The 16,160-nt window shown below is 32.5% G+C and carries 18 protein-coding genes; 6 read left to right on the top strand and 12 right to left on the bottom strand.

The window, feature by feature from the left end; genetic code table 11:
- The 6 genes from H964_RS01260 to H964_RS01235 all read right to left on the bottom strand — a co-directional run.
- On the bottom strand, positions 1-892 hold an 892-nt coding region (locus H964_RS01260; protein WP_039764036.1), incomplete at its 3' end, for a solute carrier family 23 protein.
- 28 nt (positions 893-920) lie between these two features.
- Positions 921-1,469 (bottom strand): bifunctional pyr operon transcriptional regulator/uracil phosphoribosyltransferase PyrR, encoded by a 549-nt coding sequence (gene pyrR, locus H964_RS01255; RefSeq protein ID WP_039764034.1) that lies wholly within the window; start codon positions 1,467-1,469, stop codon positions 921-923.
- A 231-nt stretch (positions 1,470-1,700) separates the two neighbouring features.
- The gene (locus H964_RS01250; protein WP_039764044.1) at positions 1,701-2,603 is read right to left on the bottom strand and encodes an RluA family pseudouridine synthase; all 903 of its coding nucleotides are present in this window, start codon (positions 2,601-2,603) and stop codon (positions 1,701-1,703) included.
- Entirely contained in the window at positions 2,600-3,058 is a 459-nt protein-coding gene (lspA, locus tag H964_RS01245; RefSeq protein ID WP_039764031.1) for a signal peptidase II, read from the bottom strand. The genes H964_RS01250 and lspA overlap by 4 nt, the downstream gene beginning before the upstream one ends.
- An 87-nt stretch (positions 3,059-3,145) precedes the next feature.
- Positions 3,146-3,781, bottom strand: coding sequence for a TraR/DksA C4-type zinc finger protein (locus tag H964_RS01240; protein WP_039764028.1), 636 nt, complete (start codon positions 3,779-3,781; stop codon positions 3,146-3,148).
- Positions 3,782-3,814: 33 nt separating this feature from the next.
- A complete protein-coding gene (locus H964_RS01235) occupies positions 3,815-4,093 on the bottom strand; it encodes a DUF5665 domain-containing protein (protein WP_039764026.1) in 279 nt (92 codons plus the stop codon).
- 97 nt (positions 4,094-4,190) lie between these two features.
- Here H964_RS01235 and H964_RS01230 point away from each other — a divergent pair, with 97 nt between their 5' ends.
- From H964_RS01230 to H964_RS01220, 3 genes are all read left to right on the top strand, one after another.
- Positions 4,191-4,964 (top strand): S-methyl-5'-thioadenosine phosphorylase, encoded by a 774-nt coding sequence (locus tag H964_RS01230; protein WP_039764023.1) that lies wholly within the window; start codon positions 4,191-4,193, stop codon positions 4,962-4,964.
- Positions 4,965-4,971: 7 nt separating this feature from the next.
- Positions 4,972-6,000: an S-methyl-5-thioribose-1-phosphate isomerase gene (gene mtnA / locus H964_RS01225; protein WP_039764021.1), complete on the top strand. Its 1,029-nt coding sequence runs from the start codon at positions 4,972-4,974 to the stop codon at positions 5,998-6,000.
- Positions 6,001-6,191: 191 nt separating this feature from the next.
- Positions 6,192-6,818: a hypothetical protein gene (locus H964_RS01220; RefSeq protein ID WP_039764019.1), complete on the top strand. Its 627-nt coding sequence runs from the start codon at positions 6,192-6,194 to the stop codon at positions 6,816-6,818.
- A 328-nt stretch (positions 6,819-7,146) separates the two neighbouring features.
- On the opposite strand, the gene H964_RS01215 is transcribed toward H964_RS01220, so the two are convergent.
- From H964_RS01215 to H964_RS01190, 6 genes are all read right to left on the bottom strand, one after another.
- Complete coding sequence (locus H964_RS01215) at positions 7,147-8,352, bottom strand: hypothetical protein (RefSeq protein ID WP_051109283.1); 1,206 nt, start codon at positions 8,350-8,352, stop codon at positions 7,147-7,149.
- 91 nt (positions 8,353-8,443) lie between these two features.
- Positions 8,444-9,490 (bottom strand): hypothetical protein, encoded by a 1,047-nt coding sequence (locus H964_RS01210; protein WP_039764038.1) that lies wholly within the window; start codon positions 9,488-9,490, stop codon positions 8,444-8,446.
- A 372-nt stretch (positions 9,491-9,862) separates the two neighbouring features.
- Entirely contained in the window at positions 9,863-10,492 is a 630-nt protein-coding gene (locus H964_RS01205; protein WP_039764015.1) for a hypothetical protein, read from the bottom strand.
- A gap of 154 nt (positions 10,493-10,646) precedes the next feature.
- Entirely contained in the window at positions 10,647-11,810 is a 1,164-nt protein-coding gene (locus H964_RS01200; protein ID WP_039764012.1) for an amidase domain-containing protein, read from the bottom strand.
- 159 nt (positions 11,811-11,969) lie between these two features.
- Positions 11,970-13,523: a M56 family metallopeptidase gene (locus H964_RS01195; protein ID WP_039764010.1), complete on the bottom strand. Its 1,554-nt coding sequence runs from the start codon at positions 13,521-13,523 to the stop codon at positions 11,970-11,972.
- A gap of 7 nt (positions 13,524-13,530) precedes the next feature.
- The gene (locus H964_RS01190; RefSeq protein ID WP_039764009.1) at positions 13,531-13,911 is read right to left on the bottom strand and encodes a BlaI/MecI/CopY family transcriptional regulator; all 381 of its coding nucleotides are present in this window, start codon (positions 13,909-13,911) and stop codon (positions 13,531-13,533) included.
- A 455-nt stretch (positions 13,912-14,366) separates the two neighbouring features.
- Here H964_RS01190 and H964_RS01185 point away from each other — a divergent pair, with 455 nt between their 5' ends.
- The 3 genes from H964_RS01185 to H964_RS11890 all read left to right on the top strand — a co-directional run bounded on the left by H964_RS01185 (position 14,367) and on the right by H964_RS11890 (position 16,054).
- Positions 14,367-15,047, top strand: coding sequence for a YncE family protein (locus H964_RS01185; RefSeq protein ID WP_039764007.1), 681 nt, complete (start codon positions 14,367-14,369; stop codon positions 15,045-15,047).
- Positions 14,996-15,580 (top strand): hypothetical protein, encoded by a 585-nt coding sequence (locus H964_RS11895; RefSeq protein ID WP_051109282.1) that lies wholly within the window; start codon positions 14,996-14,998, stop codon positions 15,578-15,580. The genes H964_RS01185 and H964_RS11895 overlap by 52 nt, the downstream gene beginning before the upstream one ends.
- Positions 15,581-15,658: 78 nt before the next feature.
- Positions 15,659-16,054: a hypothetical protein gene (locus tag H964_RS11890; protein WP_051109281.1), complete on the top strand. Its 396-nt coding sequence runs from the start codon at positions 15,659-15,661 to the stop codon at positions 16,052-16,054.
- Positions 16,055-16,160 lie beyond the last annotated feature (106 nt).

Genomic DNA, 16,160 nt, shown 5'->3' with positions numbered 1-16,160 from the left:
ACCTGTGAAGACCTGGATCTTTTGTAAAATCTCTCCCAACAACGTTGTTTGTGACAAGAAGATGTCCTATGTGTTCTGTTATTGTAACAATCGCAATAGGTGCAATTGCTAAGATAGCAGGTAGTGAAAATTTTGGAAAGGTGAACTGAGGAATGCCTATCCATTTTGCGCTTTTAATTACTTCATAATTTAAAAACGGTACGTATTTACCGTTTGGATAAAAGGAATTTAAAAGTCCTGTGTTCATACCAATCAAATCAAGTATATATGCAAATAGGTATCCACTTACAAGTCCAATCAACACAGGGATTACCTTAAAAAAACCTTTGAAGTAAACCGAACCAAAAACTGCAACAAGCAATGTAAATATTGAAACCCAGCAAACAGGACTTTTTATGACATTTACAGCAACCTCTAAGATTTGTCCATCCTTGATGACCTCTTTGAAAAGTCCCGCGGACTTGACTGCAGCAGCTCTTGCTAAGGAAAGACCAATTATCATAACAACCGGACCTACAACAACAGGTGGTAAAATTCTGTCAATCCATTTTGTACCAAACAGATATATCAAGAAAGCTACAATTAAATAGACAACACCTGAGGCGATACAGCCAGCAAGCGCATATTCTTTTCCGCCAAGCGAAGCAGAAACTGTAATAATTGGATTTATATATGCGAAAGATGAACCAAGATAAGCAGGAACCTTATTTTTAGTCACAAGTATATAGATGATTGTCCCAACACCGCTTGTGAATAGCGCAACTGATGGGCTCAAACCCACTAATATCGGTACAAGTATTGTTGCACCAACCATTGCAAAAAGGTGTTGAAGACTAAGTGGCAGTGTTTTTGAAAAAGGAAGCTTTTCTTCCACTTGAACAACCCTATGCATCTTTAATTCTCCTTTCCGATGGAAGTTTTTATATTTCTTTATCTAACTGTTCAATTATTACTCTGTTATCATTGTCAAACTCATCAACTAAAACATGAACAATTTCGCGCCTTGATGTAGGCACATTCTTCCCAACATAGTCGGCTCTGATTGGAAGTTCTCTATGCCCTCTGTCAATTAAAACTGCAAGCTGTATCATTTTGGGTCTTCCCATGTCCATAAGTGCTTCAATTGCAGCTCTTGCGGTTCTTCCAGTAAACAGGACATCATCAACCAGCACAATTTTTTTGTTATTGATATCAAAGTCAATTTGAGTAGAGTTAACAGTTGGATGTTCACTCAAAAGACTCAAATCATCTCTGTAAAAAGTTATGTCAAGAATACCTAAAGGCAGTCTAACACCTTCTATTTTCTCAATATTATCTCTTATCCTCTTTGCAAGCGTCACACCTCTTCTTTGAATTCCAACCAGGCACAAATTCTCAACACCTTTATTTTTCTCAAGTATCTCATGAGAAATTCTTATTAAAGCTCTATTCATCTGGCCAGAATCCATAATTTCTTTAAATTTTTCCATTTATTTCACCTCCAAACTCACAAAAAAAGCTTCCTGCCTGTGAATTGGCAAGAAGCTTTTTTGTACACACTTATCCCCCTTTTTTTTCGCAACCTTGCCGCCTCACAGGGCCAGCTTAAAGGTCCTCACTATATTATCTTTGCCTTTGTATTCAATTTTCTCACCTTAAGTTTTTATTTATTATAACACCAAAATGTACAGTTTGTCTATGTTTTTATATGCTATTAATTCCTATTTTAGGCTACGTATTCTCAATGTTTCAAGAATTTTTGTAAAATGCTCTGGAAGGTCAGCTTTAAAGTGCATGAGCTTTTCCTCAATGGGATGAACAAATTCTATCTCACCTGCGTGAAGCAACTGACCTTCAACTCCAAATTCATTCTTTGCCCTTCCATAAAGACTATCCCCAACAACAGGATGACCTATATAGGACATGTGAACTCTTATTTGGTGCGTTCTTCCTGTTTTTAATCGTAGCTTTACAAAAGTGTATTTGTCAAATCTCTCAAGAACCTCAAAATATGTTATTGCTTCTTTCCCCTTTGGCACAACTGCCATTTTTAATCTGTTTACAGGATGTCTGCCAATTGGTGCGTTTATTATCCCGCTGTCTTCTTTTAATACACCTTCACAGATTGCAAAGTAAACTCTTTTAATTTCGTGATTTTTAAGCGCTTCAGAAAGCTTTATATGTGCCTCGTTTGTCTTTGCAACAATCAAAAGACCTGAGGTATCCTTGTCAAGCCTGTGAACAATACCTGGTCTTATAACACCATTTATGCTACTTAGTTTTCCTTCAAACTTATACAAAAGCGCATTGACAAGTGTGCTATCATAGTTCCCAGCCCCAGGATGAACAACCATCCCTCGAGGTTTGTTTATAACTGCTAAGTATTCATCTTCGTATACTATTTCAATATCAATATCTTGTGGAGTCAAATTTAAGGAAACTGGTTCTGGGATTACTACCTTTATTAAGTCACCGCTTTTGACCTTATGAGAAGCCTTTTTAATCTGTTTTTGGTTTACCCATAAATTTCCATCTTCTATTATCTTTTGAACAAAACTTCTTGTTTTATCAAGTGCTTTTGCTAAAAATACATCTACTCTTCCTTCAAACTCTTCAACAGTCAGATACCTTTCTTCTGCAATAACTCTCCTCTCCCTTCTCTTAGGAATTCTAATGCTAAAAGAAAAACCCCGATTGTTATGCATGTGTCCGCTATATTAAACACAGGTATTACTTTTATATCAATAAAGTCTACAACATACCCCCTGAAAACTCTATCAAAGAGATTACCCAAAGCGCCACCCAAAATAAGCGCTATTGACAATTTGCTTGGGTTAGACAATTTTTTAAAAATAAGCAACCAAAATAAGCCAATAATTAAAATAATTGAAACTACAATGAAGATAAATTGTTTTCCCTCAAGTATTGAAAACGCTCCACCTGTGTTTTGGACATACGTCAGCCACAATAAATGTTTTAGCATCTCTTTAGAATACCCTAATGGAAAGTGTTTTTCAATTAAAAATTTTGAGAATTGGTCTATTAAAAAAGTTAACATAATAATAATCCAGTAAACCAAAGAAAAACCTCTCCTATAATTTAAAGCTTAAGTAGCATCTTTCTTTAGTATAGCAAAATGTAAGCTTTAGAAGAAGACAAAATTTTACTATTTCCCTATCATTTTCTTGTTGTCTTGGTTTGAAAGTTTATCAACCTCTTCTACTATATCATCAATCTCATTTATCCTTTTATAATAACTCTTTGAATTTGTCTCCATATTATCCTGAGGACCACTGCTGCTCGAATGGGTTTCAAGTATATTCCATATATCTACTCCTTCGTGTTCTTCTTCTCCAGCGCTAATAAACTTATCGTTAAATGGCTTTCCCATTGCCTTTTCTTCGATAGGTCTTGCATCAGTTTTGTAGTTTTCTGTCTTCTCAAGCTTCTTTTCACACTCTATACAAAATTCTGTATATGGAATTGCCTCAAGCCTTTCTGAAGGAATTTCTCTTTTGCATGAGATGCAGATTCCATATATCCCCTTTTTAATCTTCTCAAGTGCTTTATTTACTAAGTAGAGCTTTCGCTCAACAGAAGCCTTCATGCTCAAATTCTTTTCTGCCTCATACAGATCAGATGCCATGTCAGCTGGATGATTATCATAGTTTGAAAGCTCGTTTGAATAAAAAGAACTAAAATTGCCAACTTGGTTGTCTTTGCTTGTCTGTAGCATTTTCTCATATTCAGCCTTCTTTTGAAGAAGCAACGTTTTAAATCTTTCAAGCTCTTCATGAGTCATTTTGGTATTACCTCCCTTTTTTTATTTAAGAGTTTATCTCATATAAAACTTTACAAATTTTAAAATCTCAGCAATGTATCTTCCAATCACTGGCAAGTTGTATTTTACAACAGAGTTTAAAATATATAAAAGCAGTGCACCTAAAATTGAAAAGCCGAAAGCTGTGCCAAATCCCCTTGCAACACCCGATAAAAAGTTTTGCCAGATAATTTTTTTTGGATTTTTCAGGTACTCTACATAATAACTGAAGTTCATTCTCTCAAATTGTAAGATAAAGTCTTGAAATTTTTTCTCAAGTTCATCTTTCCGCATTCTTTTCACCTTCTTCTACTGATTATTTTGTTGATTTTATGCTGTTTTATTTATATAATTTTTTTGAAGTGCACAAATTATAACGGAGGGAAGAAAAATGGAATACAAAGCTGATATAGGTGTATTTGGTGGTTCAGGTTTTTACTCGCTTGAGGATGGTGTTGAGGAGATAGAACTTGAAACTCCTTATGGAAAGCCAAGTGACAAGATTTCACTGATAGAGATTGCAGGCAAGAAGGTTGCCTTTCTACCACGCCATGGTAAAAATCATCAATATCCTCCTCATTTAATTCCTTACAGGGCAAACTTATACGCAATGAAGATGCTCGGTGTTAAAAAGATAATTGGACCAACAGCCTCAGGAAGCTTAAAGCCTGAGATAAAACCTGGCGACTTTGTTGTGTGTGACCAGTTTGTAGACAGGACATGGGGAAGAAAAGACACATTTTTTGAAGGACCTGAAGTAAGACACATATCTGCTGCAAACCCTTACTGTGAATACCTGCGAAAGATTGCGATCGAGTCTGCAAAAGAGCTCGGAATTACCGTGCATGAAAAGGGAACAGTTGTTGTAATTCAAGGTCCGAGATTTTCCACAACTGCTGAGAGCAGATGGTTTTCAAGCATGGGCTGGGATGTTATCAATATGACACAGTATCCTGAAGTAATTCTTGCAAAGGAGCTTGGGATTTGCTATGTCAACATCTCGTTAATTACTGATTATGATGCGGGTCTTGAAGGTAGAGATGATATAAAGCCTGTGACTGAAGAAGAAGTTTACAGAGTCTTTAGAGAAAACAATGACAAGGTAAAAAAACTCATTTACAAGATGATTGAAAAGATTGATGTAGACTATATTTGTGAGGAGTAAGAAGAAAATGAAACACTTTGAGTTTGAAAATGATAAGCTCATTGTGCTCGACCAGAGAAAGCTGCCTTTTGGAAAAGAATATTTTGTTTGCAGTACGTACCAAGACGTATATATAGCGATAAAAGATATGATAATAAGAGGAGCACCGCTTATTGGAATTGTTGCTGCATATGGAGTTGTTTTAGGCTTTAAGGAGATAATTGAAAAGAACATGGAGTCCACTAAAATTTATGAGATCATAAACTACCTTGCAAGCTCAAGACCAACAGCTGTAAATCTTTTCTGGGCACTTGACAGAATGAAAAGTCTTTTTGAAAAGATAAAAGATATGGACCGAATAGAAATTTACAAACAGCTGTTGGATGAGGCTAAAAAGATAGAAGAAGAGGATAAAAATATAAACAAAAAGATTGGTGAATACGGTAACCAGTTGATAAAGGAAAATTCTAATATATTGACACATTGCAATGCTGGTGCGTTGGCAACAGGAGGATATGGAACAGCCTTAGGAATTATTCGTGAGGCTCATTTTTCAGGCAAAAACGTTCATGTATATGTTGACGAAACACGCCCTTACCTGCAAGGTGCAAGGCTCACAGCATTTGAACTTTCGGAAGACGGTATTCCTAACACAGTTATTTGTGATAATATGGCAGGTTATCTTATGAAACTTGGAAAAATTGATTGCGTTATTGTGGGTGCAGACAGAATTGCTTTAAATGGAGATACGGCAAACAAGATTGGAACTTACTCTCTTTCTGTTTTGGCAAAACACCATGGCATTCCATTTTACATTGCAGCACCAGTATCAACCATTGATTTTAACATAAAATCAGGCTCAGAAATTCCTATTGAAGAGAGAAGCGAAGATGAAATAAGATTTTTCAATGGTAAAAAGATTGTCCCGGATGAATCGAAGGTTTTTAATCCTGCATTTGATGTAACACCGGCTGAGAACATTACTGCTATAGTTACAGAAAAAGGTGTTGTTTTTCCACCGTTTGAGGAGGGTATTTTAAAACTTAAAGAAAAGTAGTCTGTCAAAAAACGGGGTATTGTAAGAATTGAGTACCCCGTTTATTTTTTGTAGTTATAAAGAATTAGCACTTGAAATAATGTTCTTGCTTTTTTGCTTACAATTGCATTTCATCTACATATGTAGTATAATATTTATAAACTAAGTTTTCGAGGAAGTAATATAAAGTAAAATTAAGGGGGATTAACCAAATGCAAAAAATATTTCGTAATTCAATGGTAATATTTTCTTTAATTCTCATTGGATCATTGGTATTATTAAGTATTAGTTTAAAAATCTCTCACATTAAGGCTGACACAATCTTAAATAAGCATAAGCCAGAAGACAATAGCTCCGAGAGAATTCATATTATGAAAAACAAGAAGAAATTTATAGCAGATATCATCTCAGTTTTACCCGTTGTTGAAGAAAAGAATATAAACAACTCAACTGTGGACAGCAACATAAGTAAAGTAAAAGCAGAAAGGCAAGTACATTATAAAATTATTAAAGCTGTGCTAAATGAAGCCAATCACAAAAGCATCCTTGGCCTTGCTTCAAACAAAGATATATATTCATTTGTATCTGAGAAAGTCCTAAAAATACTCTTTCCCAAACCTACACAAGATACTTATACCTGTTACTATAAGGTAGAACCTGCTGACCCCAAGCAAACCGTTATTTGGTACAAAAAAGGATATTTTTATTTTGTGTACTGTTTCACAGACTCTTACACCATAAATCCAGCTGACCCTTATGGTGATATTAAAAAAATGGTTCTCTTGGTTGAGAAAATTAAAAACAAATGGATCATAAGCGATTTTTCAAGCAATAACTGATAAACAGTCCCTATAAAATATAATATGGACACAAATTCTATTTTTACTATAATAGATGGTTTTTTGCTGTAGTCTGGTGGCTCAATCCCTTTTTACACAATTATAAAGACTCAACTTTTTCTCATTATAGTTACACTCAAAAAACAAACAAGAAACTTAGAATTTTTGCACTGAATCACCACTTTTTTGTACTTGTGATTATAAATCTTTGTCTATGATAGCCAACTTTCCATATAATCTTACCATACATTGAATTTAAAATTGATTTTATCTGACTTATTTAAAACTTATTTTAAAGAGGAAATTTGGTGATTGTTGTTTGTCAGCTCTAATATATTCGAACAGTATCATAACCCACCAAATTTCCCTTAACTTTAAATAACTGAACTACTCTTTTGCTTTTTAGCTTGTAAATTGAACACCCTTCTCCACTTGAAAAGTATCCGCCTTTATCAGTAAAGTATATTCCATTTAAACCAACAACAGGCCAGTAGGTATTTATATTTTTTGGAATTTCGCTAATATATTCTAAACTTCCATTTTTAATATTTAATAGCACTAATTTTGCTCTAAAAGGGTCTCTAATATTTGAATAGTCACCAAATTCTTTATATCCAGGACTTCCCTGTGAGAAAATAAATTTATCTTCTGAAAAAGAATTTACAGGCGGAGAGCACAGCCCTGTATTTTTCGTAAACTCTGTTACATTCCCTGTTAATACGTCAGCAACTGAAACCCAAATATATGATGGATCAGCAGGAGTTGAAGTACTGATTGCAATATATCTGCTATCCGTGCTCCATGCAATAGAGTAAATAATTCTATATACATTATTGATTGGTAAATCTCCAAATCTTTCGGAAAGTAACTTCTTCTTAATATTTTTATTTAAATCAATCAAAACCAGCGAGGTAGCAGCATCATTTTCTTTATTATCCATCTCACCACAGGCAATATACTTTCCGTTTGGTGAAAGAACTGGCCAGCAAAATGAACCTCTTGCAACTTGTTTTAGTGAAAAAGTATATATTTTGTTTTTTGGAACATACTCTGATTTCAAAAGATACAGTCTTTTTTCAGTGGCAATAACAAACTCACCTGTTTGTTTATTAGCACTGATATATTTTATCATTTCTGGCATTCGGTTTCGATAAACTTCTTTTTTAGTTTTGTAATCAACTAAAATTAACTCTTTCAAATCCTCACCACAATAAGCTACCTGATTTTTTCCCCATGCAAATAAGCGTACAGGAAAATAATCTAAACCTTTTATTTCATTGCGGCTCATTTTGACTTTGAAGATCAAATCCTCTTTACCACTATTATACCATATTTTTCCATAGAATAAAGCAAAAAAGTCTCCATTTTCGGTTTTATCAAACCTTTCAATATATCCTATCTGTTCTGAAGCATTTCTTAATAGAGCATTTATAACAAAGAAAATCATGCTTATAATTATTAAGCATATAGAGACATATACAAAGATATGAAACTTTACCCTTTTATTACCACACATATTTAATTTTTCTTTCATGAATTTTCCTCCAACAATAACCTATATATAACCGGGTGCATTTGTATTTATATTCTTAATTACATATTTTTGTAGAATTTCATTGTCGAAATCATACTGAATTCATTCCTAATTCTTTTATAAATTCATCAGCTGACTGCCAATAAGTTACTTTAAGTACATAGACATTTTCTTGAGATGGTATCAAAACATAAACATCATTGCCTTCTATTAGAAAGCCTTTTTTAGGAATAACATTGTAAACATCTAAAGGTATTTTAATGGCTCTATCTATCTCCCCAGTTTTTTTATCATAACCTACAATCGCATAGCTTTTGCCATCTTCTAATTTCCAATATACTATGTTGCCAATTGTTCCCATGTAACCATTTGTTCCTAATTGATACTGTGAAGGAAAAGCAACAGTCACAACCTCTCCATCTGGTGTTATAACCTGACCACCTAAACGTTTCATACCTTGAATATTTAGTTTCCATATAGCTTTATCACGTGCTAAAGAGCCTTTTTTCTCTTCAACAACTGTAGCACTCTTTGGTTTACCTGCATCCAAGTTATTTGTCTTGTCTGTTCCATTCCCAAATTTCAATGTTCTTGTTTCTTTCAAATCTGCATATACAACATATGGTCCATTTTCGTCAGAACCAAAACCTGAAATTGTTATACAACTACCTCTTTGCTGAGTATCTGGCAAGCTACTAATTCTAATTTTGCCACTTGTTATCGTTACAAGACAGTTTCCATTATAACTTCCACCCAATAAATATAAATTTCCTTTCTCATCAACTGATATATTCGACACCCATATTATACTTTCAGGAAGTTTAACTTCTTCAATATATTCACCGGAAATCCTGTTGTAAATTAAAACTCTGTGATGCGCATTATCAACAATATACACTTTATCACCTTTCACATCAAAAGCATCTGGTCCCCCTGTTCCAGTCATATCTGAAACATATTCAATCCCTTTTTCAGACACTGGAATACTAACAACTTTTTCAAAGCTTGAAAACCATAGTTTGTCTTTTTCTTCTCCACTTCCAAGTGCTTTGCTTTTGACAGTTGAAAAGGATAAAATCGATAATAGAACCAGACTGCAAACTGTCAAATAAGTTATTATTTTTTTGAAATTTTTCATAGTAAATGCCCTCCTTTATTTTTATTTGCACACCCTCTTAAGCGCTCAAGAAGGTTAAAGCCTATGTTATTTGAAACAATCAAAATTTTCAAAGCCTTCAACTTTAATTCCTAATGGTAAGAATATTTTTTTACTCATATTTATTAAGATAACCGATATTATTTTATATTTGTAGTTACACCTATATTATACATCTGTAAAATTGACTTGTAAAGAAGTTTTAAAATATTTTTCAGATCATTTAATTTGTAAAGCTGTATATATAAAACCTCATATATAATCTTTTAGTTTGATTTTTTTAAACATGAAACAAACTTTAAAAAGCATCCTTGAATATACTTTAAACTTTGGTAATTAATCAAAAAGTAAGAGTTATTTCGATTTAAACCCAACTACCTTACACTCATAACAGTCATAACCTATATCTTCGTATCTATTTACTATTTCTCCTTTTGCGTTATATAAGATTAAGTCTTTCATCTTTTTATAACCGTCTACGATAACAATATATCCTTTATCACCTTTTACATTTTCTATTAGTTTTGTCCCATTTTCAAATTCAAATATCATTTTAGTGTAATTAGTAGGTTTTCGTGCACCTGTTGATGGTATCCAAGTGGAAGTATTTAGGTTGCAAAAATAAATGCTTTTACCTTTGTATTTGACCCGATTTACTCCAAATCCCATACTCATTGCTGGATCAGCAGGTGCATACCATAACGCTTTATTGTTTTCAACCAAACATAATAAATATTGGGGTGCATTATCGGTAGTCATATAAAATAAAAATAGATACCAATTATCATGTTTTTTATATTTAAGTACATTAAAATTCTTATTTTTAACCATATAAAAAGCATCTGACAATGCTGAAACAGCTATTTTTTGAGCTTTATGGTATTCATCTTCTTTTTTTGTAAAACCCTTTCTTGTGCACCCGCTTATATTTAGCATCATTATTGTGAATAATAAAATATATGGAATAACTTTTTTTATCTTCAATGTATTCGCCTCCCATTTTATAATTTCTTAATAAAAGCACACCTTCAGAAAAACATTAATAAACAGTGGAAAATATTCATAATCAAATTTCTATTCTGAAGGTGTGCAATATTTGAAGATAGTGGGAAATAAGATTGTATTTTTTGTTGTATGCTTATTCTATTTCTCTAAAATAATATGGATTAAAAAATCTTTTATTACCTACATAATCAGAATAATAGCAATAACAATTTTCAGTATGTTGTGCAAATTTCCGTGTAATTTTGTCTACAAGAATTGCAGTATGATCAAATCTTCCATCGTTATAATAATCAATTTGCATTATTCCACCATTATCTAATGAATTTATACTGTCTACTATAACAACGCGTGGTCCAGGTGTATCAATGGACTTAAAGCTTGTCATATAAGTCCAGAAAGCTTCAACACTCTCCCAATTTTTTGAGCCTCCACCAGGACCAGCATACCATCCTTCTTCATATGAACCAGGAACCATCATCACTTTGTTTAATATATCGTTCATAGTATCATTTGCTCCAAATCCATACCACAAAACTTGAGAGGCAAAGTTTGTACAATCTCCTCCTCCAGAGGTTGCATCATAAAACTTGGTATTACGGTTATATACATATTTGTTTGCATATTCAACAGCCCTTGATGTACTATAATAATGATTTACTGCCGGCAAACTGAGAATTCCAACATTGTTTTTCAATTCAACATCACTGAAGTTTTTATATTCTTTTTTCAAATCAGGAGAAAATTCTTGATCAATCATTTCAGCTAATTCTTTCGGTTGAAATTCTCTTATTAATTTTTCTTTTGAAATTTCATAGAAACTTAGATCTTCATAATCATGTTCTGTAATTTTCCAGCCATCTTCCATTTTTATTAACTTAAATATATTTTCGCCACCACAAATAAAAGGTGGATATGCATTCTGTGCATCTAATTTTATTTCTAATATGATGTTTGCTTGATTACCGTTTATATCAATAGCTTTGTAATTGAACTCTAATGGAAATCGTCTCTTTTCGATGTAACAGTAACCTTTTTGATAAATATACTTTCTTCTTGCTGTTAAATTTTTCAGAGCTATTACTTTGTTTTGATTTTGTATTTTAGTCATATCAAGGTAAGGTGTTATATCCTTATATTCCATTTGTAAATATGCATCGTACTGAGTATTGTAAAAAGATTCGATAATGTTTTTTATGTTATCTTCTTCAGAGTTTTTTAAAAAATATAAGTTTGCATAGGCAATGGAATTTGGCATTATTAGAATGAAGCATAATAAAATCAATACAATTTTTCTCATTTAAAATATCCCCCTTCTTTTAGTTCTATATGATTTTCAGATTAAATTAAATAATAAATTTTTTGAAACTATTATTTTCTGTTTAATCAGGAACTATTGAAAATAAGAATGTACGACATAACTTTTCGCCTCCATTTTTAAATATCATCATGTAAGTTATTATTCAATTCTAAACTCCCTATCTATTTGCTTTTTTATCTGCTCATAATCAGATTCTGGTAATTTTTGGTCAGTAGAGAATTCATAATGCATTAAGGCCCATTTGTCATAGATATGCTTTATTAATTTCCATGTCCCATCCTGCTTTTCTAATTCAAAAATATTTTCTCCATATGAAATAAACGGTGGATATGCTTCTTTTAGTTTTATCTCTAAGTCAATAACTACCTTGGCTTTGTTGCCATCAAGCTCTATGTTCTTATAATGAAGTTCATATGGAAAATGTCTCTTCTCAACATAACAGTACTTTTTTTCGTCTATATATTTTCTTCTGAATACTAACATTTTTAATGCAACAACTTTATTATGATTCTGTATCTTTGACATATCCAAGTACGGTGTTATATCTATATACTCCATTTGAAGATAAGCTTTGTACTGTGTTTCATAAAATCCTTCTATAGTTGATTTGATTGCCTCTATCTCATCGCTATCAAAACTCAAAATATCTTTTGCCCATATTTGAACAAATGCACTTAAGAATATTGTTGTTGATACTAACACCACAACAAACACCTTTGCACCTTTGCTCATTTTCCTTGCCTCCAAACTCATAATAAACCTAAATCTCTCAACAATGCTTTCTTTTCTACCTACCAGACCAAATGCCGCGCCGGCTCCACTGCCTATACTCACCAAAAGTGTGTTATAAAGTACCTCTGCATACCTTCTTTTGCCATCATTCTTAAGCTTTCTTATTACTTCTTCGTCACATGAATATTCACATTCTCTATTTAGCTTTAAAACTGCAAAATATACCAAGGGGTTAAACCAATGAAGTGCATTTATCAATTTGCTTAACCATTTAATTAGTACATCTTTTCTCTTGAAGTGCACAAGTTCATGTCTTATGATTAGTCTTAAATCTTCTCTTACTATGCCTTTTGTAGGTATTATTAGGATTGGAGTAATTATTCCGATTAGCATAGGTGTTTGTATAATATCACTTTCTAATATCTTTATCTTTTTGGGAATTTTTCTTAGATTGCAATACCTTTCAATCATTCTTCCGCAATATTCATTTGAACATTTTCGTGAACTTCTTATAACTATCACTTTAAACCAAATATACCTTATCAAAAACCATGCAAAAAATACTATAGCACCTACAAGCCAGACATAACCAATAAATTCTACAAATTTTTCAGGGTTAAAATAACTAATATTTTTATAAGGCAGGGCAGTTAAAGCCCCACCTTGTGCTGTATTTTCTATTAGTTGTAAGTTCAATGCGCTGTTGTTACTGAGTTTTGAGGTTATATAACTATTGTTATCTAATGTAACACTCTGATTTAGCACTCTGCCTGATTTCTTACTAAGTAATACATACCATGGAACCATAAAACAAAAGAGCACTATTATCCAAATATAATACCTTGCTCTTGCACTCAAATACTCTTTAAAAATTTTACCTAAAATAGCAAATACAAAGATAGCTGCGCTCCCACCTAATGTCATTGATAAAACCCACTTGAAGATAACTTCTATATTCATCTTGTCTCTACTCCTCTTTTCCTAATAACTTCTTAATCTCATCAAGCTCTTCTTTTTTTAAGTTTCCACTTTCAACTAAAGCTACTATTAAATCTTTTACAGAACCGTTAAATAGCTTATTCAATATCCTTGCTGTTTCTATCTTTGCGTATTCTTCTTTGCTAATTGATGGACTGTAATAGTAAAGCTTATCCTTTTTCTCTTGCTTTATTGCCTTTTTCTTTGCCAGCCTGTCAATCAAGGTGTATATGGTTGATTTTTCCCATTTGATGTGTTTTTCTTTTAATCTTTGCACTATCTCTGGCGCGCTGAGTGCCTTTCCTTCTTCCCACAAAACCTTCATAACCTCTAACTCAGCTTCTGATGGCATTAATAAATCCTTGTTCATTTGCTTCACTCTCCTTTTACAATTGTAATTACAAATATATTTTACAATAGTAAAAACCAATTTGTAAAGAGGTTTTTGAAAAGTTTTTTGGAGATTTTTATACAAAAAGATTCAAGCCTAAACATGTCTTTCTATTCTTCTATGCTGAAAATTAGTTATTAGAACTTATAGTATGATATTTTACCAAAAAATTGAGAAAATGTGCTTATTTTTTCGTTTAATCTTACAATTGTAGTGTTGCTACATGCGTGGTATTATAATAATAAATAAAAAACTATTCAAGAGGTGAGTCAAAAATGTTAGAAAATTAGTAAAAGTAGATTTAAAATGACTCTAATATTAAGCAAAACAAAATAGCAACAATAGTAATACAAAGGCAAAATTACTCAATGTGACAAGGATCTTTGTATTATTGTTAAAATTTAGAGATATATCAAGGAAGGAGTGAATCTGTGATGAAAAATTATAAGAAAATGATAGCGTGTTTGATAATCTGTAGTTTGATTTTATTCTCTTCTTTATCTTTTTTAACTATCAAAACCAGTGCAACTGATAGTAAAGAAGTTAAAGAAGACTTTAAGCTTTCCAACTTCAAGAAAATTGTAAGTATTCCTGTATCTGAAGAGGGAATCGAATACACGGGTTCAGCTGGGCGAAGTGGTCCCGAAGGTCCAAATGCCTTTGATGTCAAAGGAGACAAAGTATATGTACTTGACAATGTTCATCATAGGGTTTTAATATACAGTAAAACCAATGGAAACTTAATTGATAAAATATTTTTCCCAGAGAATTATTGGATTTACAATATGGCAGTTGATAAGGTAGGGAAGATATATTTATTTGATGCTGGGTTAAACAGTTTGATTACAATATTGAATGGTCAAGTCGAAGTCAAATCCTTAGAAAGACAAGTTTATTTGGAGCCATTATCTGATTTTGGAGTTAGTGAAGATGGACCATATGTCGTAATTTCAGATGAAAGAGGAATTAAAACAGTGATATTAAAAGATAAGAAAATAAATAACTTTATACCAGATTCTAATGGCACAAAAACTCTTCGATTGCAGAAGAGAAAAAAAATAATATGTCTTATGATAAAATTGTATGGAAGCTTAATTGGGAAAATGGAAAAGTAATAGGAGGGCAGATTTCTACATTAACAGGAAAAATTATACGTTTTGAATTTCCTTCAGGATTTGAGCAAGGAACTAACCGCTATATTGGAATGAGTGGAAATATAGTATATTGGAAATTGGAAAACAAAGATGGAATTTCGATAGTTGGATTTGACAGTGAAAGTGGTAAAATTGAAAGAGCTGTTCAAATTCCTCTTGGTATTTATTATATTATTCCTCAACGGCCTATTGTAATTGATGAAGGAAATGTCTATGTACTGGTACCTTCTGAAAAGAGTGTAGATGTACTTACGGTTACTTCTTGGCAATCTTCTGAAGAATTTATTAAAAATACAGAAAAATACAAAAATGAAAATATTCCAAATGATACAGTAGTTCAATCTGAAAAATCGGTAGAAAAATATTTTTCTTCTATTACAAATAGCAGCATAAGCAGATCTCAAATAATTTCAACGGCTCAAAATTATCAGTGGCATCAGTGGTATTGTAATAAGGAGAACTATGATGGTTCAAAAGTAGCAAATCCAAATTAGTGGAAAAGACCTTGTTTTATAAAATCATATAACACATCCTATTACCAAGTTCCTTATTGTTGGGGTGGCTTTAGCTCTTTGACTGGTTTTGATAGTGAGATTAGTCAGGGATATGCAGCTGGAAATGTTGATACATCTCCTCAGCATGGTTATGTAGGAGGAACAGCAGGAGTTGATTGCTCAGGATTTGTAAGTAGGTGTTGGGGACTAGCTAGTCATCACAGTACAACACAGTTAAAAAGTGTGTCAATTTCATTGGGCAATGTAGGAGATTATTCTTTATTAAAACAAGGAGATATTCTCTTAACAAGTAACCATGTAATGTTGTATTACACAAGAAATGCTAATAATGAATATGTGGTATATGAAAGCACTACGGGTGGGTATGACCGAGTAATCTGTCGAGGGCATACTTATACTAATTTAGTTAACAATAAGTATGAGCCATGGCGCTATAAGTATGTAACTGATTGATAATCAATAATAAAGAACATTAATGACTGTTAGATAGTTATATTTTTAATAGGACTATCCAGAAATACAGCTGGATAGTATTTATTTACTGATATTAGAATAGTTG

This window comes from Caldicellulosiruptor sp. F32, assembly GCF_000404025.1.
Taxonomy (GTDB): domain Bacteria; phylum Bacillota; class Thermoanaerobacteria; order Caldicellulosiruptorales; family Caldicellulosiruptoraceae; genus Caldicellulosiruptor; species Caldicellulosiruptor saccharolyticus.
This window is presented reverse-complemented; position numbering and strand designations above follow the sequence as displayed.

Bases quoted from the DNA above. Each gene is read 5' to 3' on its own strand.
- pyrR (WP_039764034.1), bottom strand. From the start codon at position 1,469: ATGGAAAAATTTAAAGAAATTATGGATTCTGGCCAGATGAATAGAGCT.
- H964_RS01240 (WP_039764028.1), bottom strand. From the start codon at position 3,781: ATGACTCATGAAGAGCTTGAAAGATTTAAAACGTTGCTTCTTCAAAAG.
- H964_RS01235 (WP_039764026.1), bottom strand. From the start codon at position 4,093: ATGCGGAAAGATGAACTTGAGAAAAAATTTCAAGACTTTATCTTACAA.
- H964_RS01230 (WP_039764023.1), top strand. From the start codon at position 4,191: ATGGAATACAAAGCTGATATAGGTGTATTTGGTGGTTCAGGTTTTTAC.
- mtnA (WP_039764021.1), top strand. From the start codon at position 4,972: ATGAAACACTTTGAGTTTGAAAATGATAAGCTCATTGTGCTCGACCAG.
- H964_RS01220 (WP_039764019.1), top strand. From the start codon at position 6,192: ATGCAAAAAATATTTCGTAATTCAATGGTAATATTTTCTTTAATTCTC.
- H964_RS01215 (WP_051109283.1), bottom strand. From the start codon at position 8,352: ATGAAAGAAAAATTAAATATGTGTGGTAATAAAAGGGTAAAGTTTCAT.
- H964_RS01210 (WP_039764038.1), bottom strand. From the start codon at position 9,490: ATGAAAAATTTCAAAAAAATAATAACTTATTTGACAGTTTGCAGTCTG.
- H964_RS01200 (WP_039764012.1), bottom strand. From the start codon at position 11,810: ATGAGAAAAATTGTATTGATTTTATTATGCTTCATTCTAATAATGCCA.
- H964_RS01195 (WP_039764010.1), bottom strand. From the start codon at position 13,523: ATGAATATAGAAGTTATCTTCAAGTGGGTTTTATCAATGACATTAGGT.
- H964_RS01190 (WP_039764009.1), bottom strand. From the start codon at position 13,911: ATGAACAAGGATTTATTAATGCCATCAGAAGCTGAGTTAGAGGTTATG.
- H964_RS01185 (WP_039764007.1), top strand. From the start codon at position 14,367: ATGAAAAATTATAAGAAAATGATAGCGTGTTTGATAATCTGTAGTTTG.
- H964_RS11895 (WP_051109282.1), top strand. From the start codon at position 14,996: ATGTCTTATGATAAAATTGTATGGAAGCTTAATTGGGAAAATGGAAAA.